This window comes from Phenylobacterium sp., assembly GCF_036502675.1.
Taxonomy (GTDB): Bacteria; Pseudomonadota; Alphaproteobacteria; order Caulobacterales; family Caulobacteraceae; genus Phenylobacterium.
Map to the genome: position 1 here is coordinate 40557 of NZ_DASXYF010000098.1, position 25935 is coordinate 66491.

22 protein-coding genes are annotated in these 25935 nt (G+C 68.2%); 5 read left to right on the plus strand and 17 right to left on the minus strand.

Features of this window, described 5'->3' with window-relative positions; translation table 11 throughout:
• Positions 1–32 precede the first annotated feature (32 nt).
• Genes VGL30_RS12655 through VGL30_RS12665 form a run of 3 tightly spaced genes read right to left on the minus strand, consistent with a single transcriptional unit; the run spans position 33 to position 3791 of the window.
• On the minus strand, positions 33–743 hold the full coding sequence (locus VGL30_RS12655) for a response regulator (RefSeq protein WP_331540354.1): 711 nt from the start codon (positions 741–743) through the stop codon (positions 33–35).
• A complete protein-coding gene (locus tag VGL30_RS12660) occupies positions 740–3400 on the minus strand; it encodes a sensor histidine kinase KdpD (RefSeq protein ID WP_331540355.1) in 2661 nt (886 codons plus the stop codon). Before VGL30_RS12660 ends, VGL30_RS12655 begins: the two co-directional genes overlap by 4 nt.
• 4 nt (positions 3401–3404) lie before the next feature.
• Complete coding sequence (locus VGL30_RS12665) at positions 3405–3791, minus strand: potassium-transporting ATPase subunit KdpA (protein WP_331540356.1); 387 nt, start codon at positions 3789–3791, stop codon at positions 3405–3407.
• A 320-nt stretch (positions 3792–4111) separates the two neighbouring features.
• Between VGL30_RS12665 and VGL30_RS12670 the strand changes: the two genes are divergently transcribed.
• From VGL30_RS12670 to VGL30_RS12680, 3 genes are all read left to right on the plus strand, one after another.
• Positions 4112–6034 (plus strand): potassium transporter Kup, encoded by a 1923-nt coding sequence (locus tag VGL30_RS12670; protein WP_331540357.1) that lies wholly within the window; start codon positions 4112–4114, stop codon positions 6032–6034.
• A gap of 241 nt (positions 6035–6275) precedes the next feature.
• Entirely contained in the window at positions 6276–7406 is a 1131-nt protein-coding gene (locus VGL30_RS12675; RefSeq protein WP_331540358.1) for an acyl-CoA dehydrogenase family protein, read from the plus strand.
• Between the two features lie 11 nt (positions 7407–7417).
• Positions 7418–8683 (plus strand): acyl-CoA dehydrogenase family protein, encoded by a 1266-nt coding sequence (locus VGL30_RS12680; protein WP_331540359.1) that lies wholly within the window; start codon positions 7418–7420, stop codon positions 8681–8683.
• Positions 8684–8732: 49 nt separating this feature from the next.
• Here the strand turns inward: VGL30_RS12680 and VGL30_RS12685 are convergent, their stop codons facing one another.
• The 4 genes from VGL30_RS12685 to VGL30_RS12700 all read right to left on the minus strand — a co-directional run bounded on the left by VGL30_RS12685 (position 8733) and on the right by VGL30_RS12700 (position 13688).
• Positions 8733–9716 (minus strand): alpha/beta hydrolase, encoded by a 984-nt coding sequence (locus VGL30_RS12685; protein ID WP_331540360.1) that lies wholly within the window; start codon positions 9714–9716, stop codon positions 8733–8735.
• Between the two features lie 10 nt (positions 9717–9726).
• Positions 9727–10911 carry an acyl-CoA dehydrogenase gene (locus VGL30_RS12690; RefSeq protein ID WP_331540361.1) on the minus strand — a complete coding sequence of 395 codons (1185 nt, stop codon included), beginning with the start codon at positions 10909–10911 and terminating at the stop codon, positions 9727–9729.
• Between the two features lie 47 nt (positions 10912–10958).
• Positions 10959–12116 (minus strand): thiolase C-terminal domain-containing protein, encoded by a 1158-nt coding sequence (locus tag VGL30_RS12695; RefSeq protein WP_331540362.1) that lies wholly within the window; start codon positions 12114–12116, stop codon positions 10959–10961.
• 555 nt (positions 12117–12671) lie between these two features.
• Positions 12672–13688, minus strand: coding sequence for an AraC family transcriptional regulator (locus tag VGL30_RS12700; protein WP_331540363.1), 1017 nt, complete (start codon positions 13686–13688; stop codon positions 12672–12674).
• Between the two features lie 580 nt (positions 13689–14268).
• Between VGL30_RS12700 and VGL30_RS12705 the strand changes: the two genes are divergently transcribed.
• A complete protein-coding gene (locus VGL30_RS12705; protein WP_331540364.1) occupies positions 14269–15369 on the plus strand; it encodes an NAD(P)-dependent alcohol dehydrogenase in 1101 nt (366 codons plus the stop codon).
• 92 nt (positions 15370–15461) lie between these two features.
• Here the strand turns inward: VGL30_RS12705 and VGL30_RS12710 are convergent, their stop codons facing one another.
• The gene (locus VGL30_RS12710; protein WP_331540365.1) at positions 15462–16733 is read right to left on the minus strand and encodes a cytochrome P450; all 1272 of its coding nucleotides are present in this window, start codon (positions 16731–16733) and stop codon (positions 15462–15464) included.
• A gap of 83 nt (positions 16734–16816) precedes the next feature.
• Between VGL30_RS12710 and VGL30_RS12715 the strand changes: the two genes are divergently transcribed.
• The gene (locus VGL30_RS12715) at positions 16817–17467 is read left to right on the plus strand and encodes a TetR/AcrR family transcriptional regulator (RefSeq protein WP_331540366.1); all 651 of its coding nucleotides are present in this window, start codon (positions 16817–16819) and stop codon (positions 17465–17467) included.
• Between the two features lie 41 nt (positions 17468–17508).
• On the opposite strand, the gene VGL30_RS12720 is transcribed toward VGL30_RS12715, so the two are convergent.
• The 9 genes from VGL30_RS12720 to VGL30_RS12760 are packed head-to-tail and all read right to left on the minus strand — an operon-like array spanning position 17509 to position 25353.
• On the minus strand, positions 17509–18195 hold the full coding sequence (locus tag VGL30_RS12720) for a hypothetical protein (RefSeq protein WP_331540367.1): 687 nt from the start codon (positions 18193–18195) through the stop codon (positions 17509–17511).
• A gap of 19 nt (positions 18196–18214) precedes the next feature.
• Positions 18215–18877: a class I SAM-dependent methyltransferase gene (locus tag VGL30_RS12725; RefSeq protein ID WP_331540368.1), complete on the minus strand. Its 663-nt coding sequence runs from the start codon at positions 18875–18877 to the stop codon at positions 18215–18217.
• Positions 18878–18893: 16 nt separating this feature from the next.
• Positions 18894–19907, minus strand: a complete 1014-nt coding sequence (locus VGL30_RS12730) for an aminoglycoside phosphotransferase family protein (protein ID WP_331540369.1) — start codon at positions 19905–19907, stop codon at positions 18894–18896.
• Positions 19904–20509: a hypothetical protein gene (locus VGL30_RS12735; protein ID WP_331540370.1), complete on the minus strand. Its 606-nt coding sequence runs from the start codon at positions 20507–20509 to the stop codon at positions 19904–19906. Before VGL30_RS12735 ends, VGL30_RS12730 begins: the two co-directional genes overlap by 4 nt.
• Before the next feature lie 3 nt (positions 20510–20512).
• Positions 20513–21550 (minus strand): zinc-binding dehydrogenase, encoded by a 1038-nt coding sequence (locus VGL30_RS12740; protein ID WP_331540371.1) that lies wholly within the window; start codon positions 21548–21550, stop codon positions 20513–20515.
• A gap of 23 nt (positions 21551–21573) precedes the next feature.
• On the minus strand, positions 21574–22500 hold the full coding sequence (locus tag VGL30_RS12745) for a transketolase family protein (protein WP_331540372.1): 927 nt from the start codon (positions 22498–22500) through the stop codon (positions 21574–21576).
• On the minus strand, positions 22497–23333 hold the full coding sequence (locus VGL30_RS12750; protein ID WP_331540373.1) for a transketolase: 837 nt from the start codon (positions 23331–23333) through the stop codon (positions 22497–22499). Before VGL30_RS12750 ends, VGL30_RS12745 begins: the two co-directional genes overlap by 4 nt.
• Positions 23334–23351: 18 nt before the next feature.
• Positions 23352–24347, minus strand: coding sequence for a GDP-mannose 4,6-dehydratase (locus VGL30_RS12755; RefSeq protein WP_331540374.1), 996 nt, complete (start codon positions 24345–24347; stop codon positions 23352–23354).
• 52 nt (positions 24348–24399) lie between these two features.
• On the minus strand, positions 24400–25353 hold the full coding sequence (locus VGL30_RS12760; RefSeq protein WP_331540375.1) for an SDR family oxidoreductase: 954 nt from the start codon (positions 25351–25353) through the stop codon (positions 24400–24402).
• Positions 25354–25935 lie beyond the last annotated feature (582 nt).

A 25935-nucleotide genomic window follows, 5' to 3' on the forward strand; every position in this document is an offset into this window, starting at 1 on the left:
TAGGCGCACGCGGTCGCATCCGCCGGTCGGCGTCAGCCGGAAGGCGCTTCCGGCTCGTCCGCAATGAACCGGTAGCCGACGCCCGGTTCGGTCAGGACCGCCCGGGGCGTGGAGGCGTCGCCTTCGATCTTCTGCCGAAGCTGGCCGATGAACACCCGCAGGTACTGGGTGTCGTCCACGTGCGCCGGTCCCCAGATGGCGAGCAGCAGCTCCCGGTGCCGCATCACCTTGCCGGCGTTCTGGGCCAGCCTGGTGAGCAGGTCGTATTCCTTGGGAGACAGGTGGACGGGCTCTCCGTCGCGACACACGAGACGCCTGGGAAAATCGATCGTCAGCCCGCCGGCGCGGATGACGGGCGGCGGCTTCGCCGAATGGGACCGGGCGCGCAGCGCCGCGCGCAGCCGCGCCAGCAGCTCGCCCAGCCCGAAGGGCTTCTCGACGTAGTCGTTGGCGCCCAGGTCCAGGGCTTCGATCTTCTCGGTCTCCCGGTCGCGGGCCGACAGGATGATGACCGGCTCCTGGTAGAACTCCCGCGCCCGGGCCAGCACCTGCTTGCCGTCCATGTCGGGCAGGCCGAGGTCGAGCACGACCGCCGCCGGCGCGGCGCGGGCGATCTCCCGCAGCCCCTCCCCGCCGCTGTCCGCCCGCAGGGGTTCGAAGCCTGCGGCCACCAGCGCCGCGCGGAGGAAGCGATGGATCTGCGGCTCGTCGTCGATGACCAGCACGCAGGGATGACGGCTCATGGATTCAACCCGGGCGTTCGAGGCGCTTTCGGGAGGCTGATCACCACCCGCGTCCCGTGATCGCCGTGGATCGGGCTGGCGGCGGCGATGCGCCCCCCCATGGCCTCGACGAATCCCTTGGAGATGGAGAGCCCCAGGCCCACGCCCTTGGTGCGGTCGCTGGGCTCCTCCATCCGGTGGAATTTCTCGAACACCCGCGCCAGCTCGGCCGTCGGGATGCCCTTGCCCTCGTCCTCGATGCTGATCAGCACGTTGGAACGGTCCTCGTAGGCCGCCAGTTCGATGGCGGCGCCGTCGGGGCTGTAGGCGATGGCGTTCTCCAGGATGTTGACCACGGCCTGTTCCAGCAGGTGCGGGTCGAGGTGGGCCAAGGACAGCTCGGCGGGAAAGTCCCGCTCGACATGCCGCCGCCCGAGCCGGCGCGAGACGCGGTCGGCGGCGGCGACCAGGACGTCGCGGACGTCCACCCAGTCGGCGCGCATGTTCAGCCCGCCGCCTTCCAGGCGGGTCATGTCCAGCAGGTTGCCGACATAGCGGTTGAGCCTTTCGGCCTCCTCGCGGATGGACACGAGGAGGTCGCTGCGCACCTCCTTCGGCAGGGAGTCCTCGTAGTCGATCAAAGTCGTCGTCGAGCCCAGCACGGTGGAGAGCGGCGTGCGCAGGTCATGGCTGACGGAGTTGAGCAGGGCCGCGCGCAGGCGATCGGTGCGCCGGAGGGCTTCGGCGTCGGCGGCCGCAGCCGCGAGCTCCGCGCGCTCCAGCGCGACCGCGCCCTGGTCGAGCAGGGCGGCGACGAACCGCTCGCCCTCGTCCGTCGCGACCGCCAGGGATTCGACGCCGGCGACGCCGGAGACCGACCTCACGCCCTGCAACGGCCGAAAGGTCCAGGCGGCGGTCGGCAGGGCGCCGGCCGCCTCCCCCTTCTCCCAGCACCAGCGCGCAGCGGCCATGTCGCCGGCGGACAGAGCCTCGAGCGGGGGCGACGCGGCCATGATCTTCAGATCGCCCCCCGAGGGCCCCAGGACGACGGCCTTGCCGCCGGTGGCGGCGGCGAGCTGTTCGGCGAGCGCGGTCGCCGCCTCCTGCGCCTGGGCGGCGGCGGAAAGCCGGCGGGTAGCGGACAGGACGGCGGCGATCGCCGAGGCGCGCCGCGAGGCGCTGCGCTGCTGGTCGCGCACGCGGCCGGTCAGCCAGCCGGTGGCCAGCGCCACCGCGAAGAACACCGTGAAGGTGAACACGTCGGCCGCGTGCCCGATGTAGAGGGTCAGCCGCGGCGCCAGGAAAAAGAAGTTGTACACAAAGGCGGCGCCCGCCGCGGCCGTCACCGCCGGCCAGAGGCCGAACATCAGTCCCGAGGCCAGAACGCTCAGCATGAAGACCATGGCGAGGTTGGCGCTCTCGACCCGCTGGTTGACGAGGTCGGCGACGACGCCGGCGACGCCCACGCCGGCCAGGGCGGCGAGATGGCCGCTCCAGGGCGCGTCCCGCCAAATCAGGCGCGGCTTCGGCTCCGGCGCATGGGGCTCCGCCGACTGGGTGATCACATGCAACGCCGCGCCGTGGGCTTCGTCGAGCAGCGCCCGGATCAGGTCGCGCCCCAACAGGCGCCTGCGCCTCAAGGTCTTGCCGACCACGATCTGGGTCACGTTGTTGCGGCCCGCATAGGCCAGGACGCAGCCCACGAGGTCGTCCCCGGTGAGGGTCACCGCCGCGCCGCCGAGCTGGGTTGCGAGCTTGAGCGCGTCTCGCAGCCGCTGCGACCCGGCGGCGGTCGGCGGGGCGGCGTTCGGGCGCTCCACGTGCGCCACCGTCCAGAGCGCGCCCATCATCATGTCCGACAGGCGCTTGCCGGCCCGCACCAGGGCGCCCGCCATGGCGTCCGGCCCGACGAGGACCAGTATCCGTTCGCCGGCCGCCCAGGGGCCCTCGACGCCCGCGCGGCGCATGGCGCCGATCAACTGGACGTCCACGGTCTGGGCCGCCCGCCGCAGGGCCAGCTCGCGCAAGGCGGTGAGGTTCTCGACCTTGAAGAACCGATCCGCCGCGACCTGGGCGGTCTCGCCCAGGTAGACCTTTCCTTCGGCCATCCGCTCGCGCAGCCCGCTGGGCGTGATGTCGATCAGCTCGATCTCGTCGGCGCGGGACAGGGCCGAGTCCGGCACGGTCTCGCGTTGCCGGACGCCGGTGATCTTCCAGACCACCTCCAGCAGGCTCTCCAGATGCTGGACGTTCAGGGTCGTCCAGACGTCGATTCCGGCGTCGAGCAGTTCCTCGATGTCCTGCCAGCGCTTCGGATGACGGGAACCGGGGGCGTTGGAGTGGGCGTATTCGTCCACCAGCAGCAGTTGCGGCTTGCGGGCCAGCGCCCCGTCCAGGTCGAGCTCCATCAGGGTGCGGCCGCGGTAATCGATCGGCTTGCGCGGCAGGACCTTCAGCCCGCGCAGCAGCGCCTGGGTCTCCTTGCGGCCGTGGGTCTCGACGACCCCGATGGCGACGTCGTCGCCCTCCGCCTTGCGGCGGCGCGCCGCGCGCAGCATTTCGTAGGTCTTGCCCACCCCTGGCGACATTCCCAGGAAGACCTTCAGCCGTCCGAGGCGGTGCCGCGACGCCGCCAGCATGGCGTCGGGGTCAGGCCTGCGGGGCTCGTCCTGGGTCATCGCATCAAGGCTGAGCCGGTTGGAAGGCGGCGTCCAGTGCGAGGTTGGTCTCGGTCACGAAACCCACCGCCGTGTTGAACGCCACGTGCGGCGACAGGCCGGCGACCCCCTGCGGGTTCAGCGGCGGGTTCTGGAAACGCAGGATCAGGTAGAGCACGACGAAGCTGGCGATGGAGAACGCCAGCATGCTCATGGCGTAGGCGACCCGGTTCTGGCCCTCGTCGGCCTTGACGCCGCAACGGGCGTAGATCAGCCGCCCCACGGGGCGCAGCACCGGGTCGAGCCAGGTGCTCGCCCTGCCAGACGCACGCGAGATAGACGCCCTGCGGCCACGCCAGCGCGACCGTGAGGCGATGGTCAGGACGATTTCCGTCCAGCCTTGCGCGGTCATCGGAACTTCTCCGGGCGGAGCAGGGCGTAGGCATAGGCGCCGAACAGAGCCAAGGCCCCGGCGCCCAGCAGCAGGAAGACGATGTCAAGCATGGCTTGTCCCCCGGTGGGGCCCGGAGGACTAGCAGGCCGGCGCGCAAAGGCTCCGTTCGTAATGGTTGGCGGATGTAAAGGAGATATAAAGACGAAGACCGCGACAGACGCCAATAAACTGCATTTATTCAAATAGAAAACAATAAATACTGGACCCGGTGCGGCGCCTTATGCATGTTCCGCGCGCCGCGAGCTAGAAGGCGGCAATGTCGTCGGGCGCATATCTCCATGGCTGAGGCTCAAGGTGAAACGGCCCTGACGCGTGGTGGAGGGCGTGGCCGCTTCTGGACCCTCGCACTCGGCAGCGTCGGCGTCGTCTTCGGCGATATCGGCACCAGTCCGCTCTACGCCTTTCGCGAGGCGCTCGGGCAGGCGGGCGGCGTGCGGACCGAGGCGGTGATGGGCGTGGTGTCGCTGGCGCTCTGGGCTCTGATCCTGGTCGTCACCGTCAAGTACGTGCTGTTCCTGATGCGCGCCGACAACAACGGCGAGGGGGGCGTCCTGTCCCTCGCCGCCCTGTCGGAGGCGGCGGTCGGCCGCCGGACGCCGCTGATCTTCGGCCTGGGCGTGGTCGGCGCGGCGCTGTTCTACGGCGACGCCGTGATCACCCCGGCGATCTCGGTGCTCTCGGCGGTCGAGGGGTTGCGATCCGTGCCCGCCCTGGCGAACCACGTCACCGAAGGGGTGGTGATCGGGACCAGCATCGCGATCCTGATCGGGCTGTTCCTGGTCCAGTCGCGGGGGACCGGCGGCGTCGGCCGCTGGTTCGGGCCGATCTGCCTCGTCTGGTTCGTGGCCATCGCCGGGATCGGGCTGCCGCACATCGTCTCGCAGCCGCAGGTGCTGACGGCGATCAGCCCGCACCACGGGATCCTGTTCCTGCTGCATCACCAGGCCGTCGGCTTCTTCGTACTCGGATCGGTGTTCCTGACCGTCACAGGCGCGGAAGCGCTGTTCGCGGACATGGGCCATTTCGGGCGCTGGCCGATCCAGGCGTCGTGGCTGTTTTTCGTCCTGCCGATGCTGGTCCTCAACTACCTGGGCCAAGGCGGCTTCGCCTTGCAGCAGATCGCTCTCGCCCACGGCGGCGCGGTGGAGAACGCCGACTGGTTCTTTCAGATGATCCCCGTCGCGCTGCGCGTTCCGATGGTGGTGCTGGCCACGATGGCGACGGTGATCGCCAGCCAGGCGGTGATCACCGGCGCATTCTCGCTGACGAACCAGGCGATTCAATTGGGATACCTGCCCCGCCTGACTATCCTGCGGACGTCCGAGACCCAGGCCGGCGAGATCTACATTCCGCAGATCGCGCTGCTGCTCGCCATCAGCGTGGTGCTGCTGATCGGGATCTTCAAGTCGTCGAGCAACCTGGCCCACGCCTACGGCCTGGCGGTGACCGGAACCATGGTGGTGACGACGTCGCTGGCGTTCATCGTGGTCACGCGCCAGTGGCGCTGGCCGATGTGGGGCGCCCTGGCGCTGATCGCGCCGCTGCTGGCCATCGACGTCGTCTTCCTTGGAGCCAATGCGTTGAAGCTATTCTCCGGCGGCTTCGTGCCGCTGGCGATCGGGGCGGCGCTGGTCTTCCTGATGGTGACTTGGACACGGGGCTCGGACCTCATCCGCAGGAAGGTCGAGCAAGATACGCCGCCGATCGAAGACATGCTGCCCCTGCTCGCCTCCCGATCCGTCTTCCGGGCGCCGGGCACGGCGGTGTTCCTGACGTCCGACGCCTCGCGGACCCCGGGCTCGCTGCTGCACAACCTCAAGCACAACAAGGTGCTGCACCAGTCCAACCTGATCGTCAGCGTCGAGGCCGGCCCCACGCCGCGCATCGCCGAGGACGAGCGGGCCGAGATCGAACAGCTGTCGCCGGATTTCATCCGCGTCCGCCTGACCTACGGCTACATGGAGACCCCGAACGTGCCCCGCGCCCTGGCGGCGCTGCGCAGGCGCGGCGTCCGGATGGAGATCATGAGCACGTCGTTCTTCGTCGGCCGCCGCACGTTCGTGCGCAGCGCCCACTCCTCCCTGCCGCCCGGCATGGACCGGCTCTACATGTGGCTTTCGAAGAACGCGGCCGACCCCATCGACTTCTTCCAGATTCCGCCCGGCCGCGTCGTGGAGATGGGGACCCAGGTGAGCATCTGAGGCCGCCCCGGCGGCAGGCCTGCACCGGCTCTTCCTCGAACGATCGCCGCCCGCCACCCCAATGTACGCCGACGCCTCCCTGGTCGACTCTGTCACGCCGGCCGCTTTGGAGCGCGCCAACCGATTGTGCAGGGTCGGTTGCGGCGTTATCGAACCAAGGCATGTTCGGTTTCAGGCGCCGAGCCGGTTGAGGGAAAATCCTCGGTCCATTACGGTCCTGCGACAGACGGGGAGGAAGATCGTGGACATCGCCGCCACCGAAGACCAGAGGCTCCTGCAGGAGACCACCCGACGCTTCCTCGAAAAGCGGTCGCCCATCGGCGCGCTGCGTCGGCTGGTCGACGACGCCGCCGGCTTCGACCGCGCCATTTGGCGCCAGGGCGCCGAACTCGGCTGGCTCTCGCTGTTCGTTCCCGAGGATCATGGCGGCATGGCCGAGTCGGGACAGGGTGTCGTCGATGCGGCCATCATCGCGGAAGAACTGGGAAGGGTGGTGTTCGCGGGCCCGTTCCTGCCGGTCAACGTGGTCGCGTCCGCCGTCGCCGCGGCAGGCTCCGAGGCGCAGCGCCAGGCGCTCCTGCCCGGGCTGGCCGCCGGCGAGCTGGTGGCCGCCTGGTGTTTCGCCGGTCCGGGCGCTTCGTCCGGCGTCGAGCCCAGCGGGGTCCGCGCCACGCGGTCCGCCGGGGGAAGCTTCGTTCTCCAGGGCGCGGCGTCCTATGTGCAGGACGCGCAGGTGGCGGACCACCTCCTGGTCACGGCGGTGGGGGATGAGGGCGTGTCCCAGTTCCTCATTCCTGCGACGACGCCGGGGGTGACGATCATCCCGCTCGAGACCCTCGACCTCGGCCGCAGCCTGGCCGAAGTGCGCTTCGACGACGTGCGGCTGGCGGACGATACGCTGGTCGGCGCGCCTGGCGGCGCGGCCGCGCAGGTGGAGCGCCAGCTGCAGATCGCGCTCGCCCTGCAGTGCGCGGAGACGGTCGGCGTCGTCGACCGGACGCTGGAGTTCACCCTGGACTACGCCAGGGACCGGGTGGCGTTCGGCCGTCCGATCGGATCGTTCCAGGCGCTCAAGCACCGCTTCGCCGACCATGCCACGTGGCTGGAGGGCGCCAAGGCGGCGGCGGCCTATGCGGCCCGGGCGGCGCAGGACGCGGCGGCCGACGCCGCCATCGCCGTCAGCGTGGCGAAGAGCCACGGCGGCCGCTCGGCCACCGAGACTATCCGCGACTGCCTGCAAATCCATGGCGGCATCGGCATGACCTACGACCACGACCTCCACTTTTATCTCCGCCGGGCGGTCTCGAACGAGGCGCTTTGGGGAACGCCCGCGGCGCATCAGGAACGCCTGTGCGTTCTGGCGGGCCTGTGAGGAGCAACGACATGGCGCAGCGCGACAGCGAGCACCTCGACGGCGAGGACCAGCACGAATTCCGGCTGCGGGCGAGGGCGTGGATGGCCGAGCGCCTGCCCCCCCGCCTGCCGGAGGAGCCGATTCTCGACTGGGACGACCCGGAGCTGGTGGCCAAGGACCGGCGCATCCAGCGGGCGCTGTTCGACGGCGGCCTGGCGGGCATCACCATTCCCAAGGAATACGGCGGACAGGGCCTCGACGCCCGTTACGAGCGGATCTTCCTGGAAGAGGCCCAGCCCTATCGGCTGCCGTGGGCCTTCGGCGTCGCCTTCAACGTCGTCGTCCCCACCCTGCTGGCGCACGGCAGCGAATATGTGCAGCGGCGATACATCCCCGCGGTCCTGCGCGGGGACGAGGTGTGGTGCCAGATGCTGTCGGAGCCCTCGGGCGGATCCGATCTCGCGGGCCTTCTGACGCGGGCGACCCGGACCGCCGACGGGTGGGCGCTCAACGGCTCGAAAGTATGGACGACCGGCGGCAACGTCGCGGACATGGCGATCTGCCTGGCGCGCACCGACCCGGACGTGCCGAAACACGCCGGCCTGACCTTGTTCGCCGTCAGCATGCACGCGCCCGGCTTGACGGTGACGCCGTTGAAGCTCCTCGATGGCGGGGGCGACTTCTGCCAGGAGTTCCTCGACGACGTCGCCATCTCCGACGACGATGTGATCGGCGAGGTGAACGGCGGCTGGCTGGTGGCCACCACGCTGATGGTGAACGAGCGCGCCGGCGTCGGCCGCGGCTGGCACATCGGCCTGGGACGCGCGGCGACCGCGCAGCATCTCGAACTGGCCACCGGACTGATGGAGCTTGTCCGCGAGGCCGGCCGGGCGAACGACAGCCACGCGCGCCAGCTAGTCGGCGAGGCCTGGGTGCTGGACGCGGTGCAGACGCTCACAACGAAGCGGATCGGCGCCGGCCTGCGCAGCGGCGCGATTCCCGGCGCCTCCGCGGCCCTGCTGAAGCTGATGGGCGGCAAGATCGCGGCCCGGCGCACCGCCCTGGTGTCGGAACTCGCCGGGCCGCAAGGGGTGGCCGCCCCGGCGGCAGCGGGCGGCCCGCGGACGGGCCTGCTCCGCGTCATGACCCACAGCATCGGCGGCGGCACGGCGGAAATGCAGAGCAACGCCGTCGCCGAGCGGCTGCTCGGCCTTCCGCGCGACGCGACCTTCGACCGCGAGATGCCGTTCAACCAGCTCCGCCACAACACGGCGCCCGCCTACCAGCGGGACTGAAGCTCCGGAGCGACAGGCGGGCGCGGAAAGGCGGCGCTATGTCGGCGACTCAATCAGGTTCGCCGGACGCCGACGGCAGGCCGGCGATCCAGGCCGCGACGCGGCGGAACAGTTGGTCCCTCGTCGGATAGACGAAGTGGCAGTGCCCCATCTGCGGGATGACGCTCACCGTGATCTCGGGAGACGCCGGGAAGGACGCCGGCACGGAGCGCGGCTCGGTGCAGATGTCCGCGTCGCCGTAGACCAGCAGGACCGGCGTGCCGATCCTGGCCGCCTGCGGCGTCCAGGACGCGGGCGTCATCGAGAAGGAGCCGCAGACCACGATCAGCGGCGTGGTGGCCCGCCGCATGGCCTGCAGGCCGCGCGGGTCGCCCTGGAAGAACACCGTCTCGGTGAGCGGCGTGCGCACCAGCTTGCGGTAGGGCGGCCCGCCTAGCGCCCGCAGGCGCGGGACCAGCTCGCGGCTGGCGGCCTCGGGATCTCCCGCCAGCGACTGCAGCGTTTCCGGCAGATGCTGCACGAGGCCGTGCGGCCCCGACCCCAGGATCGCCACCGCCTCGTAGGGCGCGAACTGCCCCTGCGCCCAGCCGGTCAGCATTCCGCCCATGGAGTGCCCGACGCCGATCGACCGGAACGACGGCAGCGGCGGAAAATCCTCCAGCCCCCGGCGCAGCATGTCCTTCACCCGCGCGACGGCCTCCGCGTCCGCGGCGGCCACGGCCTGCGGGTGCAGCAGGAAGCCGTCCTCCGGCTTGCTGCTGTCGCCGATGCCGGGATGGTCCAGCGCCACGGTGATATGGCCGCGCTCGGCCATGGCCTCCGCGAAGCTGAACGACCGGTCGCCCTCGGCGTCCAGGTCGAAGTATTCCTTGGCGAGCCCGCCGCCCGGCATACAGAACAGCACCGCCGGCTCCGGCGCCAGCCGCTCGGGCGGCGGCGTGACGACGAGGACCGAGATCTCCGCGCGCGGCGCCGTGTCGCCGGCGACCGGCGCGACCGTGACGGCCAGGCGCCGCCTCGCAATCCCGCTCATCTGCAGCTCCTCAGAATGCGTTCTCGCCCGTGATGGCCCGGCCGAGGATCAAGGCGTGCACGTCGTGCGCGCCTTCGTAGGTGTTGACCGTCTCCAGGTTCGCGGCGTGGCGCATCACATGGTACTCGCCCGAGATGCCGTTGCCGCCGTGGATGTCGCGGGCTTCCCGGGCGATGGCCAGCGCCTTGCCGCAGTTGTTGCGCTTCATCAGGCTGATGGCCTCCGGCGCCCAGACGCCGGCGTCCAGCTGGCGGCCCAGGGCCAGCGCGCCTTCGAAGCCGAGCGCGATCTCGGTCTGCATGTCGGCCAGCTTCTTCTGGATCAGCTGCCGGGCGGCCAGCGGCCGGCCGAACAGGCTGCGGCCGGCCACGTAGTCGCGGCTGGCGTGGAGGCAGAACTCGGCCGCGCCCATGGCGCCCCAGGCGATGCCGTAGCGCGCCTTGTTCAGGCAGGAGAAGGGCCCGCGCAGGCCCGAGACGTCCGGCAGGATGGCGTCCTCGGAGACGAAGACGTCGTTCAGCGCGATATCGCCGGTGACAGAGGCCCGCAGGGAGAGCTTGTTGGGGATCTTGGCGGTCGCAAATCCCTCCACGCCCCGGTCGACCAGGAAGCCGCGGATGACGCCCTCCAGCTTGGCCCAGACCAGGGCGACGTCGGCGACGGGCGAGTTGGTGATCCACATCTTCGCGCCGTTGAGCACATAGCCGCCGGCGGCCTTGCGCGCCGTGGTCCGCATGCCGCCGGGGTCGGAGCCGCCGTCGGGTTCCGTCAGACCGAAGCAGCCGATGATCTCGCCCCGCGCCATGCCGGGCAGGTAGCGGCGGCGCTGCGCCTCCGAGCCGAAGGCGTAGATCGGATGCATCACCAGCGAGGACTGCACGCTCATCGCAGAGCGGTAACCGCTGTCGACGGCCTCGATCTCGCGGGTGATCAGGCCGTAGGCCACGTGATTGACCCCCGCCCCGCCGTAGGTCTCGGGCAGGGTCGGCCCCAGGAAGCCCAGGGCGCCCATCTCGGTCATGATCTCGCGGTCGAACCGCTCCTCCGCATAGGCCGAGACGACGCGGGGCAGCAGCCGCTCGCGGGCGTAGGCGCGCGCCGTCTCGCCGATCATCCGCTCCTCGTCCGAGAGCCGGGAGGCCAGGTCAAGCGGATCGTCCCAGCGGAAGGCGCTGGTTGTCTGGGGGGCGCCCATGGCCCTTTCCTTTCTGGAGAGTTCCGGAGACTGAGGCGTGAGCGGCGTCAGCCGTCGGGCCCGAAGATGATGGCGCTGTGGCGGGCGGAGACGAAGGCGGTCTCGGCGCCGGGCACCTGGTTGGCGGCGGTTCCGCGGACCTGGCGCACGCCCTCGAGGATGTTGTTCACCCCATGGATGTAGGCCTCGCCCAGCAAGCCGCCGTTGGTGTTGACCGGCAGCGCGCCGCCCGGGCCGATCTGGCCGTCGGCGATGAAGTCCTTGGCCTCGCCCGGCTTGCAGAAGCCGTGGCTCTCCAGGCTCATCAGCACCACGGGCGAGAAGTTCTCGTAGATCATCGCCACGTCGATGTCGGCAGGCTTGAGGCCGGTGGTGTTCCAGAGCATCTGGCCCTGGGCCTTCATCTCGTCCTGCTCGGCCAGATCGCTCTTGTAGTAGTTGTGCATGATGAAGCTGCCGCGCGCGTGCGACTGGGTCGCGCCCAGGACACGGACCACGGGCTGCTTCAGGTCGCGGGCGCGTTCCAGGGAGGTCACCACCAGGGCGCAGCCGCCGTCGCTCTCCTGGCAGCAGTCGAGCTTGCGCAGGATCGGCTCGACGATCCAGCGCGAGGCCTGGTGGTCGTCCAGGGTGATCGGCTGCTGGTAGTACCAGGCGCGGGGATTGGTGGCCGCGTACTGGCGGGCCTGGACCACGTAGCGGCCGAGGTCCTCGTTGGTGACCCCGTAGCGCTGCATGTAGACCTGATACCAGAGCGCGTAGATCTTCGCCGGGGTGTCGAGCCCGTAGGCGGCGTGGAAATCCGCCCGCCCCGGACTGCCGCCATAGCCGCCGGCCGGGTTCGGCTGGCCGAAGCGGCGGCCCGAACGCTCGTTGAAGGCGCGGTAGACCAGCACGGCTTTGGCCGCCCCGGACGCCACCGCCGACGCAGCCAGCTGCACCGTCGCATTGGCCCCAGCCCCGCCGAACGGCGTCCGCGCCGCCCAGCCCAGGTGGGTCACCCCCAGCGAACGCATCAGCTCCAGCTCATCGTTGGAATCCATGGCGAAGGTCACCATGCCGTCGATGTCCGAGGGGCTGAGGCCCGCGTCGCGGATGGCCGCGAGGCTAGCCTCGGCGGCGAGGCGCAGCTCGCTGCGGCCGGAGTCCTTGGAGTAGTCCGTCTCGCCAATGCCGGCGACGGCGGTCCGGTTCAGATTGCCCATGTCACGCCGCCCGCCTCTGGACCAACAGCTCGTCCCCCACTATCGGCTCGGCTTTGACTCAGCATGCCCGCCCGTTTAACACGAAGTCGAGAGTCGGACGACAACTTACTTTCCGATCCACATACTTGCAACTCAGCATAAAATAGTGATGACGTCACAATGTATTACCCGTTATTATCGAGGTCAAATACTCAGCGAATGCGTCGAAGTTCTCTGTAAAATAAGATGGCGCCTGCGCGCGTCCACGCCAAATTGTTACATCTTTTGCTGCCAATTATGACCCATGGAGGAGCGGCGGCGCCGAGCGGACCGCTTGCGCCTCCACCTACGGGGCTTGCCTGGAGCGCTGGCGACACCGCGCCCAGCGGCCCAAGGTTTCGCGCATCTTCCCCGCCGCCGCGGCCCCGCCCTTGAGCAGGGTGGTCGAGCCCACGTCCGAGGCGCGGAAGCGCCCGTACCCGCGGCGGGTATGGAACTTCCAGCCCGCCCGCGTGCGGATGAAGGTGTCCTTGGCGTCGAAATAGGCGGCGAGCGCCCCCTTGCCGGTGAGCTAAATTAGTCCGACGACGCTTCCACGAGCGATCGACGGTACTCTTTCACACCCATTCCAGACCAGCTTCGTATGGCTCGACTGAGCCCATTCGGGTCGGAAAATCCCGCCCTGGCCGCGACCTCGCTCAGGGGCGCGCCGTCCTTGCCCATATAACGCCGCGTCAGGTCCCTGCGCACTTGCGCCTTCAACGCCCGGTAGCTGGTGTTTTCAGCCTGCAGGCGACGGCGCAGGGTCTGATCGCATACCCCATGTTCACGCGCGATCTCCTGGAGGGTCGGCAGGGCGCCGGTCTTTTCAAGGCGGTCCTTCAGCGAGGCCGTCACCAGCGTTCGACAGCTTCTGACAATATCCGGGGTGCTGAGCGAGATGACATTCCGTCTATGCATAGCCGCGACGTCGGCAGAAGTGCGGACAACCAGCCTTTTTAAGACAGATTTATTGAAAGTGATTTTCGCAGAGTTGCTTTGGAAGCAACAGTTTGATCCAAAAGATGCATAGTATTCTTGATCTGCAATCGCGGCATGTGGGAAGTCTGCGCGTAATAGTTCAATTTCCGAGCCGACCAGCCACTGCGCGATGAAATGCCAAAGCCAGAGCCACCATTCAAAGAGGAATTCCCGCCGACGCACGTGACAGCCAGGCAATTCCATTCTGATGATGGCCACGTCGCCTTCGACGTCGAGATGAAATTCCACGTCCTGCGTAATCAAGGAATACAGTCTGTACGCAAAATGCAGGGCGTCTTCGAGCGTATTACAGAGGGTCGAGACGTCGCAGATGTATCGAAACGTGCCTACCGGCGCCTGCGAGTCGCCAAGCAGGCCCCAGAATTCGTCCCCAAGCGCCTGCTTTAGTCTGACTGACGCCGATAAGAGGTGACGGCCGCTCCACTTTGGCTTCCGGCCCTGTGTCGAAAACACCGGCTCGTCGCCAAAGATCGCACCGAGATCCAGGCCGTTCTCCCGCGCCGTCTCCAGCAGGATCTCCGTGTACCGGCTGACCGGGCCCATGGGCTTCATGAACGGGATCTCCGCAACGCGCTCACTCGGAGGCGCCGGCTTCGCGCCGCGGCTCCCTGTCGCCGCTGCCGAGGCGAGGCGCGACGATGCGCTTCGAAACTTCGACCGCCTTCACGCCGTCCGGAAAGTCATAAACCAGCGGTAACCCCAGGAATCTTGGACATCTCCGCCAAAAAGGCGGCCGGCCGATGCTGATGATTCAGCATCGGCCGCTGTCTGTCAGGAATTTTAGACGGCGAGCCGCCGGTCTTCCATCCCCATCTGGGTACGGAAAGGCGTCGCCGTTCCCGGTCGGAAGCGATTGCTTCGGGATACTTCAGGACGGCCTGACGAAGGCGGCCACGGCGCACGCCACCGTAGTCGTCAGACGGGGTCGCCACGGGCGGGCCGCCATCCTGGGAACGTTCGTGCAGACGCGACCAGGAGATTCTCGCGTTTGTTGCGCCGACGCGCCCAGCGCATGCTAATCCTGCCAGGTCAGACCCGCTTGGCGAAAGCTCATCTTACGTCTGCGGAACGAGCTCAAGAACAGCACGCCGCCTGGCCGAAATCCCACCCCCAACCGCTAACAGGACCGCCCATGCAGATCACCGCCGCTCTCGCCCGCGCGCCCGGTGCGGATTTCACCCTTGAAACGGTCGACCTCGAGGATCTCAGACCGGATGAGATCCGGGTGCGGATCGCTGCGGTCGGCATCTGCCACACCGACCTTGTCGCCCGCAAAGGCGGCATAGGCTTCTCCTTTCCGGCGGTGCTGGGCCACGAAGGCGCTGGGGTGGTCGATGCGGTGGGCGCGGCGGTCACCGCCGTCGCGTCAGGCGACCGGGTGGCCGTCACCTTCCGCTCATGCGGCGACTGCAATCGATGCCGGGGCGGCGATCCGGCCTATTGTCATTCCATGCATCTCCTCAACTTCGCCGGCGCGCGGCCCGACGGGTCAAAGGCGTTGAGCCAGGACGGAACGCCCGTCTCGTCCAACTTCTTCGGCCAGTCGTCGTTCGCAACCTACGCGATCACCTACGAGCGCAATGTGCTGAAGCTCCCGGACGACATGCCCTTCCACCTCGCCGCGCCTCTCGGGTGCGGCGTGCAGACCGGGGCCGGGGGGGTGATGCTGGCGCTGGCGGCCAAGGCGGGTTCGTCGATCCTGATCCTGGGCGGCGGAACCGTCGGCCTCGCCGCGGTGATGGGAGCGGCGATCCAGGCCTGCAGCCAGATCATCGTCGTAGAGCCGCACGCCGCGCGCCGGGCCCTGGCGTTGGAGCTGGGCGCCACCCACGCGATCGATCCTGCGGCCGAGGTGGAGCTTTCCGCCGCGATCCGCGCGATTGAACCCCACGGCGTCGACTACGCCCTCGACACCACGGGACGGCCGGAGATCCTGGCCGCCGCCATGCAGTCCCTGGGCTCGAAAGGTGCGCTCGCCATTGTCGGCGTGCCGCCCGCGGACGCGCCCGTGCCGGGCGATCTCCGGACATTGCTGATGATGGGCCAAACCGTGCGGGGCGTCATCGAGGGCGACAGCGAGCCGGCGGTCTTTCTGCCGCAGCTGATCGAGCATTGGCGTGCGGGCCGCCTGCCCCTGGAAAAGCTGGTCAGGACCTTTCCCCTCGCTGCGATCAACGAGGCCGTCGCGGCCCAGCACCGCGGCGATTGCGTCAAGGTGGTGCTGACCACCTGACATGCAGATACGGGATCAACCCGTTGGCGGCGCCGAGCTTGGGCGCCATTCCGCCGGGCCCCGCCAAGGCGGCCCGGATGGTGGATCCGGGACTACGTCATCTTGTATTTGATCGGCACAGTCTTGGGACCGCAGACGAAGTTGGCCACGCTCAAGGTCGGAGATCCATCGAGCTCCACCTCGTCCAACCGCTTCAGGAGTTCTTCCCAGAAGATGCGCATCTCCATCCGGCCCAGATGCTGCCCCAGGCAAACGTGGGCGCCGTGGCCGAACGCAAGATGCCGGTTGGGGGTCCGTTCGACATCGTAGCGGAACGGGTCGTCGAAGACCGCCTCGTCCCGGTTGGCCGAGGGATAGCAGAGCATCAGCCATTCGCCCTTGGCGATCTTGCGCCCGCCCAGTTCGGCGTCCCGCGTCGCGCCGCGCATGAAGTGCTTTACAGAAGTGGCCCACCGGATCGACTCCTCCACATGGCCGGGAATCAGCGACGGGTCCGCCTTCAGCCTTTGCAGCAGTTCCGGACGCTCGGCCAAGGCCCACAGCGCGGAAGCGGTGGTGTTGGAGGTGGTGTCATGCCCCGCGGTCGCGGTGATGATGTAATAGCCCATGGCTTCGGCGTGGCCGATCGGCTTGCCGTCGATCTGGCCGTTGGCGATGGCCGAAGCCACGTCCTCCAGGGGCTTTCGACGCCGGTCTTCCGTCATGGTGTTGAAGTAGGAGATGAACTGCATCATCGCCTGGCGCAGGTTTTTCGCAGCGTCCTCGGCGCTGAGGACGGCCTGGCCGGAGGCGTTCATGTCGGGATCGCTGGGGCCGAACACCTCCTGCGTGAGCTTCAGCATGAGCGCCTCGTCAACCGGCGGCACGCCCAGGATTTCCATGATGACGCGCAACGGATAGAGCAGCGCGACATCGCGGGCGAAGTCGCAACGGCCGCCATACGCGGACATGCTGTCGATGGAGGTTCGCGCGATCTCCCGGATCCGGGGCTCCAGCCCGCGCAGGTTCTGAGGCACGAACCAGCCCTGGGTCAGGCGGCGGTAGGCCAGGTGCTCCGGGCCGTCCATCTGCACCATCGAGCGGATCATCGAAGCGGTTTCCGGCGACCGCTCCATGGTTTCGCGCGCCGCCTGCGTCTGCAGCGTTACAGGCCTGCCGCCGCTGTTGAACAGATCGTTCTGACGCTCCACTTCCATGATGTCCGCGTGCCGGGTCACCACCCAGAACGGGTCGTATCCCTCGGGCTCCGCCTGCTCCAGGGGCGCCTCCCGGCGCAGCCAGGTGAACGCCTCGTCGATGCGACCGCCGTCGGCGTAAGCCTTGGGGTCGACGATGGTGTTGGCCACACTCTGGGGGATACTCACAGGAACCTCTTTGGCGCTGGGCGACGGCGTAAAATCGGTAGCACCAGCTTGTTTGTCGTCCAACAAATAAATAGGCTGGGATCGTGACGGCGCCGACCTGCAGATCAATCTCTCCCCGCCGCTCGCAGGCAAAGCGTCGGGGCGACTCCGAGCAGGGGCTGCTCAAGGCCGCCATAGCCGTGATGGGCGATAAGGGCGTCGGGGCCCTGACGTTCGACGAAGTGGGACGTGCGGGCGGCTTCAGCCGGGGCCTGGCGAGTCAGCGCTTCGGCTCCAAGCGGGGCCTGATCGAGGCGGTCCTGGCGCATCTTTATCAGCGCCAGGAAGCCAAGCTGGCCAAGATGGGGATCGACCACCTTCCAGGCCTGGACGCGATGCTGGCCTATGTCGATTTCTGCCTCCGCGACCTGTCGCTGAAAGGCGAGGCCCAGGCCTATCTGCGGCTGCTGTCCTCCGCCGTCGCGGACGCCAGCGAGCTGCGTTCTCCCTTCGCCGCCCAGCACGCGCTCGTGGAGCGCCGCCTGGAAGCCTGGGTCCGGAAAGGCCAGGACGAGGGCGCGATACGTCCGGAGATCGCCCCGGAGGCGGCCGCCATGATGATCGGCTGCCTGGTGTTCGGCCTATCCATGCAGTGGCTGGTCGACCCGGAGACCGACGTCGACGCGATCCGCGAGACAAGCCTGGCGACGTTGCGCCTCAGTTTCGGCGTGGACGATCGCCGTCCGGGCGCCTGACGGCGAGGCGGCCCAAGGCGCCGACAGGGCGGAAGCCGGAGTTACAACCTGTCGATCAGCCGCCTGGCCGCCTCCGCCGCGGAACGCGCCGCCGCGTCCAGGTTGGCGAAGAACGCAGCCGCGCTCTCGCCGTCCGCGCCGTCCGTCGTCGCCTTGATCGCCACCCAGCCTATGCCGAGCAGCGCCGCCGCCTGGGCGACGGCGGCGGTCTCCATGTCGACCAGGGTCGCGGACAGGCCGTCACGAACCTTGCCCGCATGGATGTCGCACTCGATGAAAAGATCGCTGGTGGCGATCCGCGCGGACGGCAGGTCCGGCATCGAAACCTCGAAAGCCCGGAAGGCCTGCACGTCCGCCGGCCCGACCGGCATCGCGCCCGGCATGTAACGCACCAGCCCATCCGCGCGCTGCGCGCCGTAGTCGGCCTGAACGGCTTCGACCACGTTGAACAGGTCGCCGTCGACGGCGCCGATCTTTCCCGCCGTGCCGACCACCATCAGCAGGTCGACCGAATGACGCGCGTGGAGCGTGGCCGCCGCCGTGGCGGCCGCCACCTTCCCGATGCCGGCGCAGAGCATATAGACTTCCTTGCCGGCGTAGGCGGCCTGCTGAACGGCCAGCGCGCCGGCTCCAAGCGACCTGCGGGGCCGGCCGGGCAGGAAGACAGCGAGCTCGTTCGCCACGCCCGATATGACCCCGATCCGTTTGATCGGCGTTGCGGCGGTCATCAGCATCCTCGGCTGTCGCCTATTCGAAATAGATGAACTCGTAGTCGCCGGTATATCCGGTCAGACGGAAATCGGCCTCCCACTCAGCGGGCGTGTGGAAGATGCGGCAGGTGAGCTGCCAGTACATCAGGTTCATCTTCTCGCGCTCGTTGCGATAGGCCTCGACGCACAAAAACTTCGCGCTTTTCGAGACCCGCTGCATCTCGCGCAGGGCGTCCCAGAGATCGAAGTTGTAGAGGTTGTGCAGGGTGGTGATGGAGATCACCAGGTCGAAGTGGCCGTCGGGCCAGGGAAGGCGCGCTGCGGCGCCCTGGCGGATGAAGGGCTTCACCGTCTCCAGCGTGTGGTCGATGGCGTACCGGGAATATTCCAGGCCCGCGACCTCCAGACCCGGCAGGGCCTCGGCGAGGTCGTGCAGCAGGAATCCCTTGCCGGAGCCCACGTCCAGCACCCGCATGCCCGGTTTCAGGCCGTAGGCGGCGATCATGGCGTCGGCCACCTTGCGCCAGCGGCCGTCGTAGCGGTAGCCGCCGTAGCCGTGCAGGCGATCGCCGTCCCAGTAATCCTTGTCGTAGCGGATCGCGACCTCGGCCACGGAGGCCTTGTCGACCTCGTTGACCCGCTGCAGGTAGTCGCGCTGGGTCGACTTGTGGACCAGGCTGACGAATTCTCGGTGGGCCAACGAATCTACTCCATCTTCAGGGCTGAGTTTCGACCAGATCGACGATCGATCGCGCCCGTGCAAGTTGCGCCTCGCAGCGCTCCGCCGTCCGGCGCTGGTCGGCGAAGGCCCGACGGTCGGCGCCGAGCGGCAAGAAGTCGTTGAGCACGATGCACGCCCACTTGAGCCGATAGGCGTCGAGGAGGAGGCGGCATCGCGCCGCGTCGTCGCCAGTGACGAGGCCATTGACGAAGCGGTCGAATTCCGTGATCGGCGGCGGGACCTCGGGACAACAGAAGAAGTCGCAGGCGAGCTTGGCGGGATCGTCCCGGCCGGCGTATTCGAAGTCGATGAAGGTGACGGCGTCGCCATCCACGAGTGCGTTGTGGAAGCCGAAGTCGGATGGCGAGGCGATCACCGTTCCTGGCGCAGGCGGCGCGTCCAAGGACATCCCGAGCCTTTCCGCGTCCTGTTCGATCCGCCGGCGGACCACGGCCCAGCTCGGCCAGAGGTCCTCTTGGACGAACGCGCGGGCGGCGACTTGCGCCGGTGCGGCGGGGTCGAGGTTTCCAAGCCGGTTGATCCGGCGCTCGACGGTCGTCAGGTGCTGGGCGAGGCTGAAGCAGGCCTCGGAGCCCTCCGGCAGGTGGGCAATGGTTCCGGGAACGTTGATGCGCCGAACGAAGTCGAGGGCCGCATCGACATGGCGTGGCTCGATCTCGTCGGCCGAGAGCTTGCGGCCGGGCGCATAGCTGTAGAGGGCGGCGTGGGCGCCCGGGTCGAAAGCCAGGGGCTCCGGGGCCGAAAGGACGCCCTGGCCGCGGACGTGGACCAGGAAGCCCCACTCGTGGGCCAGCCGGTCGCGAGGATCGCGCGGATCGGAATGGTAGACCTTCAGGACGAAGTGGCTCGCGTCGTCCGCACGGACCAGGAACACCCGGTTGTTTCGCCCGCCCGAAAGCGGCTCCAAGGCCTGCGGTGGAGGCCGGCCGGCGTCAACGGCGAGCCGCCGGGCGATCTTCAGAAAGCCGACGAGGCGATCGTCCTTCATGGCGCGCAGGCGCCGAGAAGCGTAGCGGCGATCGTACGCCAGTCGCGGCAGGACTCGAGGGGGCCGACATAACGTCCCTCCGGATCGAACAGGATTTTGCGCAGGCCGGGCGGATAGCCCTCAAGGGCGAGGATCTCCGGCAGATCGTCGATGAACACCTCGCAGGCGAGCGCGCGCACGCGGGCGACCTTCTCCTCCTTCGTCGGTTCGAAGAAGACCCGGCTGTTGCCGAAGCAGCTGTCGGCCCATCGGCGGGCCGCAAGGAAGGCATGGGCATGGCGGTGCAAGTCGTAGGGCGGTCCCGCGAATGGGACCCGCGTCTTGTGGCTGATGATGAACAGGTCGTGTCCCGCCGCGCAAAGCTCGGAGAGCGCACGCTCCACGCCATCGAAAAGGCCGACATGTTTCATGCCCGGACCGTAGACGTAGCCCTGCAGCTCGGTGAAGTCGGCATCGCGCCCGAGGCTTCGCAAATAGTCGCGAACGCTGGCCTTGTCGGTGGCGACGCCCTCGGCGGGGATCATGCCGCGCTCCACGGCCGCAGCATGGAAAACGCCGTCGTAACAAGCGATGGTGTTGTCGAAATCGAGGCCGATGCGCACGGCCTACAGGCTCATGTCGATCAGCGGGCGGCCGACCCGACCCGCCGCCAGGTCCTGCAGCGCCTCGTCCGCCTGGGCCAGAGCATAGGGCTTGGACAGCAGGCGCTTGAGGTCGAAGCGGCCCGAGGCCAGCATGGCGCCGAACCTCGGATAGTCGCGGTCCGGCGCGCTGTCGCCGCCCCAGGTGCCCATCAGGCTCTTGCCCTGGTTGAAGACGCCCGGGTCGAGCGTGAGGACCGAACCGTGCCTGGCGTTGCCAATCACCACCGCGCGGCCGCCCTGCGGGCGCGTCGCGTTGACCGCCTGCTCCATCACCGCCGGCAGGCCGGTCGCCTCCACCGCCAGGTCGACCCCGCCGGCCACGAGACCGCGGATCGCCGCCACCGGGTCGCCCTCCCCCGGGTCGACCACATGCGTCGCCCCGAAGGCCTCGGCCAGCGCGCGGCGCTCAAGGTTCGGATCGACGCAGATGACCGTCGCCGCCTCGCCAATCGCTGCGGCCATGCAGGCGTTGAGGCCGATGCCGCCGGTTCCGAAGATCGCCAGCGTGGCGCCAGGCTTGAGCTGCAGGACGTTGAAGACCGCCCCCATCCCGGTGGGTGCGGCGCAGCCCAGCAGGACCGCGGCGTCCAGCGGAAGGCCTGCGGGAACTGGGGTCAGCCGGTTCTCGCTGACCACCGCGTGGCGCTGGAAGGTAGTGACCCCGCCGGCGTTCACCTGCCTGCCGTCCCAGTCGTAGACCGCGCCGCCGGCTTCTACGCCATGGCCCTTGATCCAGGAGAGCACGACCTGGTCTCCCGGCTTGACCTTGGCGACTTCGGGGCCCGTCTCCAGCACGACCCCGGAGCCCTCATGGCCCAGGCAGTGCGGAACCCACTTGTCCTCCCCCTTGTCGCCGCGCCACTCCATCACCTGGGTGCCGCAGGCGCCGGAGTAGGCGATCTGGACCAGCACCTGGCCCCGCTTTAGGGCCGGTATCTCGATCTGCGCCAGCACCAGGGCCTTGCCCGGCTCCCCCAGCAGGGAGGCTTCGGTTTTCATCAGGCTGCTCCAGGCGCTTGGAATTAGGCGAGGGCGCTTGCGATCGCATCGGCCATCTGATGTCCGGTCAGGCCGAGCTGTTCGCGGGCATATTCCTGCTCGCCGGATTTCTTGAAGAAGGCGTCGGGGGTTCCGAAGCGCAGGAGCCGGGCTCCGGCAGCCATGCCGCTGTCGACACGCCATTCCGCGACAGCCGAGCCGAAGCCCCCGATACGGGAATGCTCCTCCACGGTCGCCACCAGCCGGAAGCCGGCGAACGCCTCGCCGAGGCAGGCCTCGTCGAGCGGCTTGACGGTGTGGAAACTGACCACCCGCGCCGAGACGCCCTGCGCCCTGAGCGCCTCCGCGGCCTTGAGAGCCTCAGGCAGCATGTTGCCGGTGGAAAGCAGACAGACGTCGGAGCCCTCCTCCACCGTGATCGCCTTGCCGATCCGGAAGTCCGGCAAGGGGCCCTTGTGGACCACGGGCTCGCCCTTCTTGCCGAGCCGTATATAGGCGGGCCGATCCTGCTGCAGCACGGCGCCCAGGGCCGCGCGCACCTCCCAGACGTCAGCCGGGGCGATGACCAGCATGTTGGGGATCGCCCGCAGCAGCGCGAGGTCCTCGCAGGCGTGATGGGTCGGCCCGAGGCCCGCATAGGCCAGGCCCGCGCCGACGGCGACGATGGTCACCGGGACCTCGTGGTAGGCAGCGTCGGTGCGGATCTGCTCCAGGCAGCGGGTCGTGGCGAAGGGGGTAATGGTGTAGGTGAACGGCCGCAGGCCGTTCATCGCCATGCCGGTGGCGACGCCGGTCATGTTCTGCTCGGCGACGCCACAGTTGAAGAACCGCTCGGGCTGGGCGGCCTTGAACTTGTCGAACAGCCGGTTGCCGATGTCGCCCGACAGCATGACGACCCGCGGGTCTTCCCGGCCCAGCTTGGTGATCTCGTCGGCGAAGGCGTTTCTCATGCGAGGCCCAGCTCCCGGCGCGCGAGCACGACCTCTTCGGCGGTCGGCGCCCGGTAGTGCCAGTTGTTGTCGTCCTCCATGAAGGAGACCCCCTTGCCCTTCACCGTGTGGGCGATAATCGCCACCGGCTTGCCCGAACCGTTGGGCACGTTGCGCATCAGGCGCGCGAGGACCTCCACGTCGTGCCCATCGACCTCGGCGGCGTCCCAGCCGAAGGCCCGCCATTTGTCGGCCAGCGGGGCCAGGGCCATCACCTCATTGGAGCGGTCGGTGGCCTGCCACTTGTTGTAATCGACGATGACGCAGAGGTTTTCGAGATGCTGGCCGGCGGCGAACATCGCAGCCTCCCAGACCGAGCCTTCGTTGTTCTCGCCGTCGGACAGCAGCGCGTAGACGCGGAAGTCCTCGCCCTTGATCCGGCCCGCAAGGGCGAACCCGTTGCCAAGGGGAAGACCATGCCCAAGGGAGCCGGTCGCGGCCTCGACGCCGGGCAGCTGGTTGGCGGGCGGATGCTCGGCCAGCCGCCCGCCGTCGGTATTGTAGGTGTCGAGCTCGGCCTCGGGGAAGAAGCCGCGCAGGGCTAGAGTGGCGTAGATCGCCATGGCCGCGTGGCCTTTTGAGAGGATGAAACGGTCGCGCAGGGGATCGTCCGGATGGCGCGGGTCGATATTCAGCACGTCCCAGTAGGCGACGGTGAGGATGTCGGCGCAGGACAGCGAAGAGCCCAGATGGGCGGAGCTGGCGGCGTGACACATCTCGATGATGCGGCCGCGCAACTTGGCGGCTTGCGCCCTCAGTCGTTCGCCGTCGATCGCCGGGATGGGGGCGTTCATCGGCGCGGTCCTCCGTCCTCAGGGTTTGTGGACATAATCCCAATTCATGCCCGACAGCGCCGTCTCGAACCGGCGCGCCCAGGCGATGGTGTCTTCGACGCCGGCTTCGAGCGAAATCATGTCCTTCCACCCGAGTTCGGTCCGCAGCTTACTGGAGTCGAGCCGGTAGGCCACGTCCTTGCCCGGCCGCTCCGGCCCCACGTCCACGCTGTCGGCGAAGGATTTGCCCAGGCGGTCGAGGATCAATTCCACCAGCTCACGGATCGAGACCATCCGGTCGGTGGAGATGTGATAGCACTCGCCGGGCCTGCCTTGCACGGCGATCTTCAGGGTCGCGTCGGCCACGTCGGTCATGTGGATAAAAGACCGCACCGACTTGCCGCCGCCGTCGAGGGTCAGGCGCTTGCCCGCGAGGGCCGACAGAACGGTGCGGGGAATGATCCGATAAAGCTGCTGGCCCGACCCGAACACATTGGCCGCGCGGGTGAACAGCACCGGAAATCCGTAGTGGGAAAAATAGGTCCGCAGGCTCATGTCGCCGGCCGCGCGGCTGACGGCGTAGGGCGTCGACGGATTGAACGGCGCGTCCTCCTTCACCCAGCCCTCGGTGGAGCCATAGACCTCCGGGGTGGTGACGTGAACGTAGCGCTCCAGGCTGTCGTGGGCGCGCAGGCGGTCGTGCAGCCTGACCGTGGAGACCACATTGGTCATCATCCAGTGGTCCGGGTTCTGCCAGCTCTGGCCGACCATGCTCTGGGCGGCGAAGTTCACCACATGGGTGAAGCGCTCGGCCCGCATCAGGGCGTCGAGGTCGTCGAGGTCGTGGTTGAGGTCGAGGCGCTGGAACCGGACGCGGCACTCGTGGTCGCGCCAGCGATAGGGCAGGAAGGCGTCGTGCGGCTCCGGCGAGCGGCTGGTCGCCAGCACCTCGTGGCCCTGGCCTGCGACGAAGTCGACGAACGTCGCGCCCGAAAAGGAGTTCGATCCCAGGACCAGGAAGCGCGGAGCGGTCATGCGCGGAAATGCTGCCCCCTGGTGACGAGGACGGGCCAGTCGGCGACGCTCGTCATGCGACCTTGCTGACTTCGGCGACGTGGGATTGCATCCAGGCGAGATTGTTCCACCGCGGTTCGCTGCGCAAGGAACCTTGCCGGTACTCGCCGACGATCTCCTTGATCGCGTCCTCCACCGTCTTTTTCGGGCGGAACCCGGTCGCCAGCAACCGATCCGAATTCACCCGATAGGAGCGTGGATCGTTCGAAGGCGTCACCACGACCTCGGCGGAAACGTGACGCGCCACCAGGTCGGCGATCTGGCCGATCGACAGGTTCTCGAACCCTGCATTGTAAACGCCGGTGTGCTCCGGATGATCCAGCAGGAAGACGTAGAGATCGGTGATGTCGTCGATGTGAATGTTCGGCCGCGTCTGGTCGCCGCCGAACACGGTGATGCGGCCGTTGTCGAGCGCCTGCACGGTCAGCATATTGACCGAAACGTCCAGGCGCATCCGGGGCGACAACCCACAGACAGTGGCTGGGCGGACGATCTGGACGATCATGTCGTCGCTGTAGGACAACAAAATCCGCTCGCCGCACATCTTGGTTTTGTTGTATTCCGAGATCGGGAGCAGCTCCAGATCTTCGGTGACCTGGTCCTCGTCCTTCACACCATAGACGCTGCCGGACGAGGCGTAGATGAAGCGCTTGACGCCCTGGCGCCGCGCCCGATCGGCGAGCTGCATGGTAGCCAGGCAACTGATTTCCCAGGTGAGCTTGGGATCGAGGTCGCCGCATGGGTCGTTGGCCACGCTCGACAGATGGATCACCCCGTCGACGCCGGTGAGATCGTACGCCTCAGGATTGCGGACATCTCCCTTGATCACCGTCAAGCTCGGATGCGGCCGCAGGAAATTGCCGAACCACTGAATGTCGAAGGCGATAACCTCGTGGCCCGCCGCGATCAGCTTCGGGACGAGGACGGAGCCCTTGTACCCGCAGGCGCCTGTAACGAATAGCTTCACTGAATGCCTCGGGGGTTCATCGTCCGGTGAGAGCGCCGCGCCCACAAACGGACCTCAAGCGCCGGTGTGGCGCATACTGGGCTGGAGCGCCCGCATACTCAAAGCTGCACAATGGTCACGTTCTCACCATACCCTAGCCATCCCCCGACAGGCCTTATCATTCGACCGCGAGCGGGCGGCGCGGTTACCGGTTGCCCCACTCGGATTCGAACCCTACAAGGCTCGCCTAACTCATGGGTCCGCCGCGCGCAACCAGCCCGTGCGATCAGGTCTTCGCCGCCTCGAGACAGTTATTTCCGGACCGTGATTGACGCCCTCGAGCCCTCCCGCCTATCGCCCCACCCTGCGGCGCGTCGGTGCGGCGACGATCCAGGCGAGAGACCGTATGACCCCCATCCCTGCCCGTCTGCGGCCGATCCGCAGCCGCAACCCCCAGCCGGTGAAGCCGCGTCCGGCGCGCGGCGGGCCCGGCAGCCCGCCGTGCTGAGGCCGGAGACATGTCAATGACCAAGGCCGCCACGCCGGCGTGGCCAGCCAACGAGATGCCCGCCTTCGACACCATACGCGAAATCGTCCGCGCGG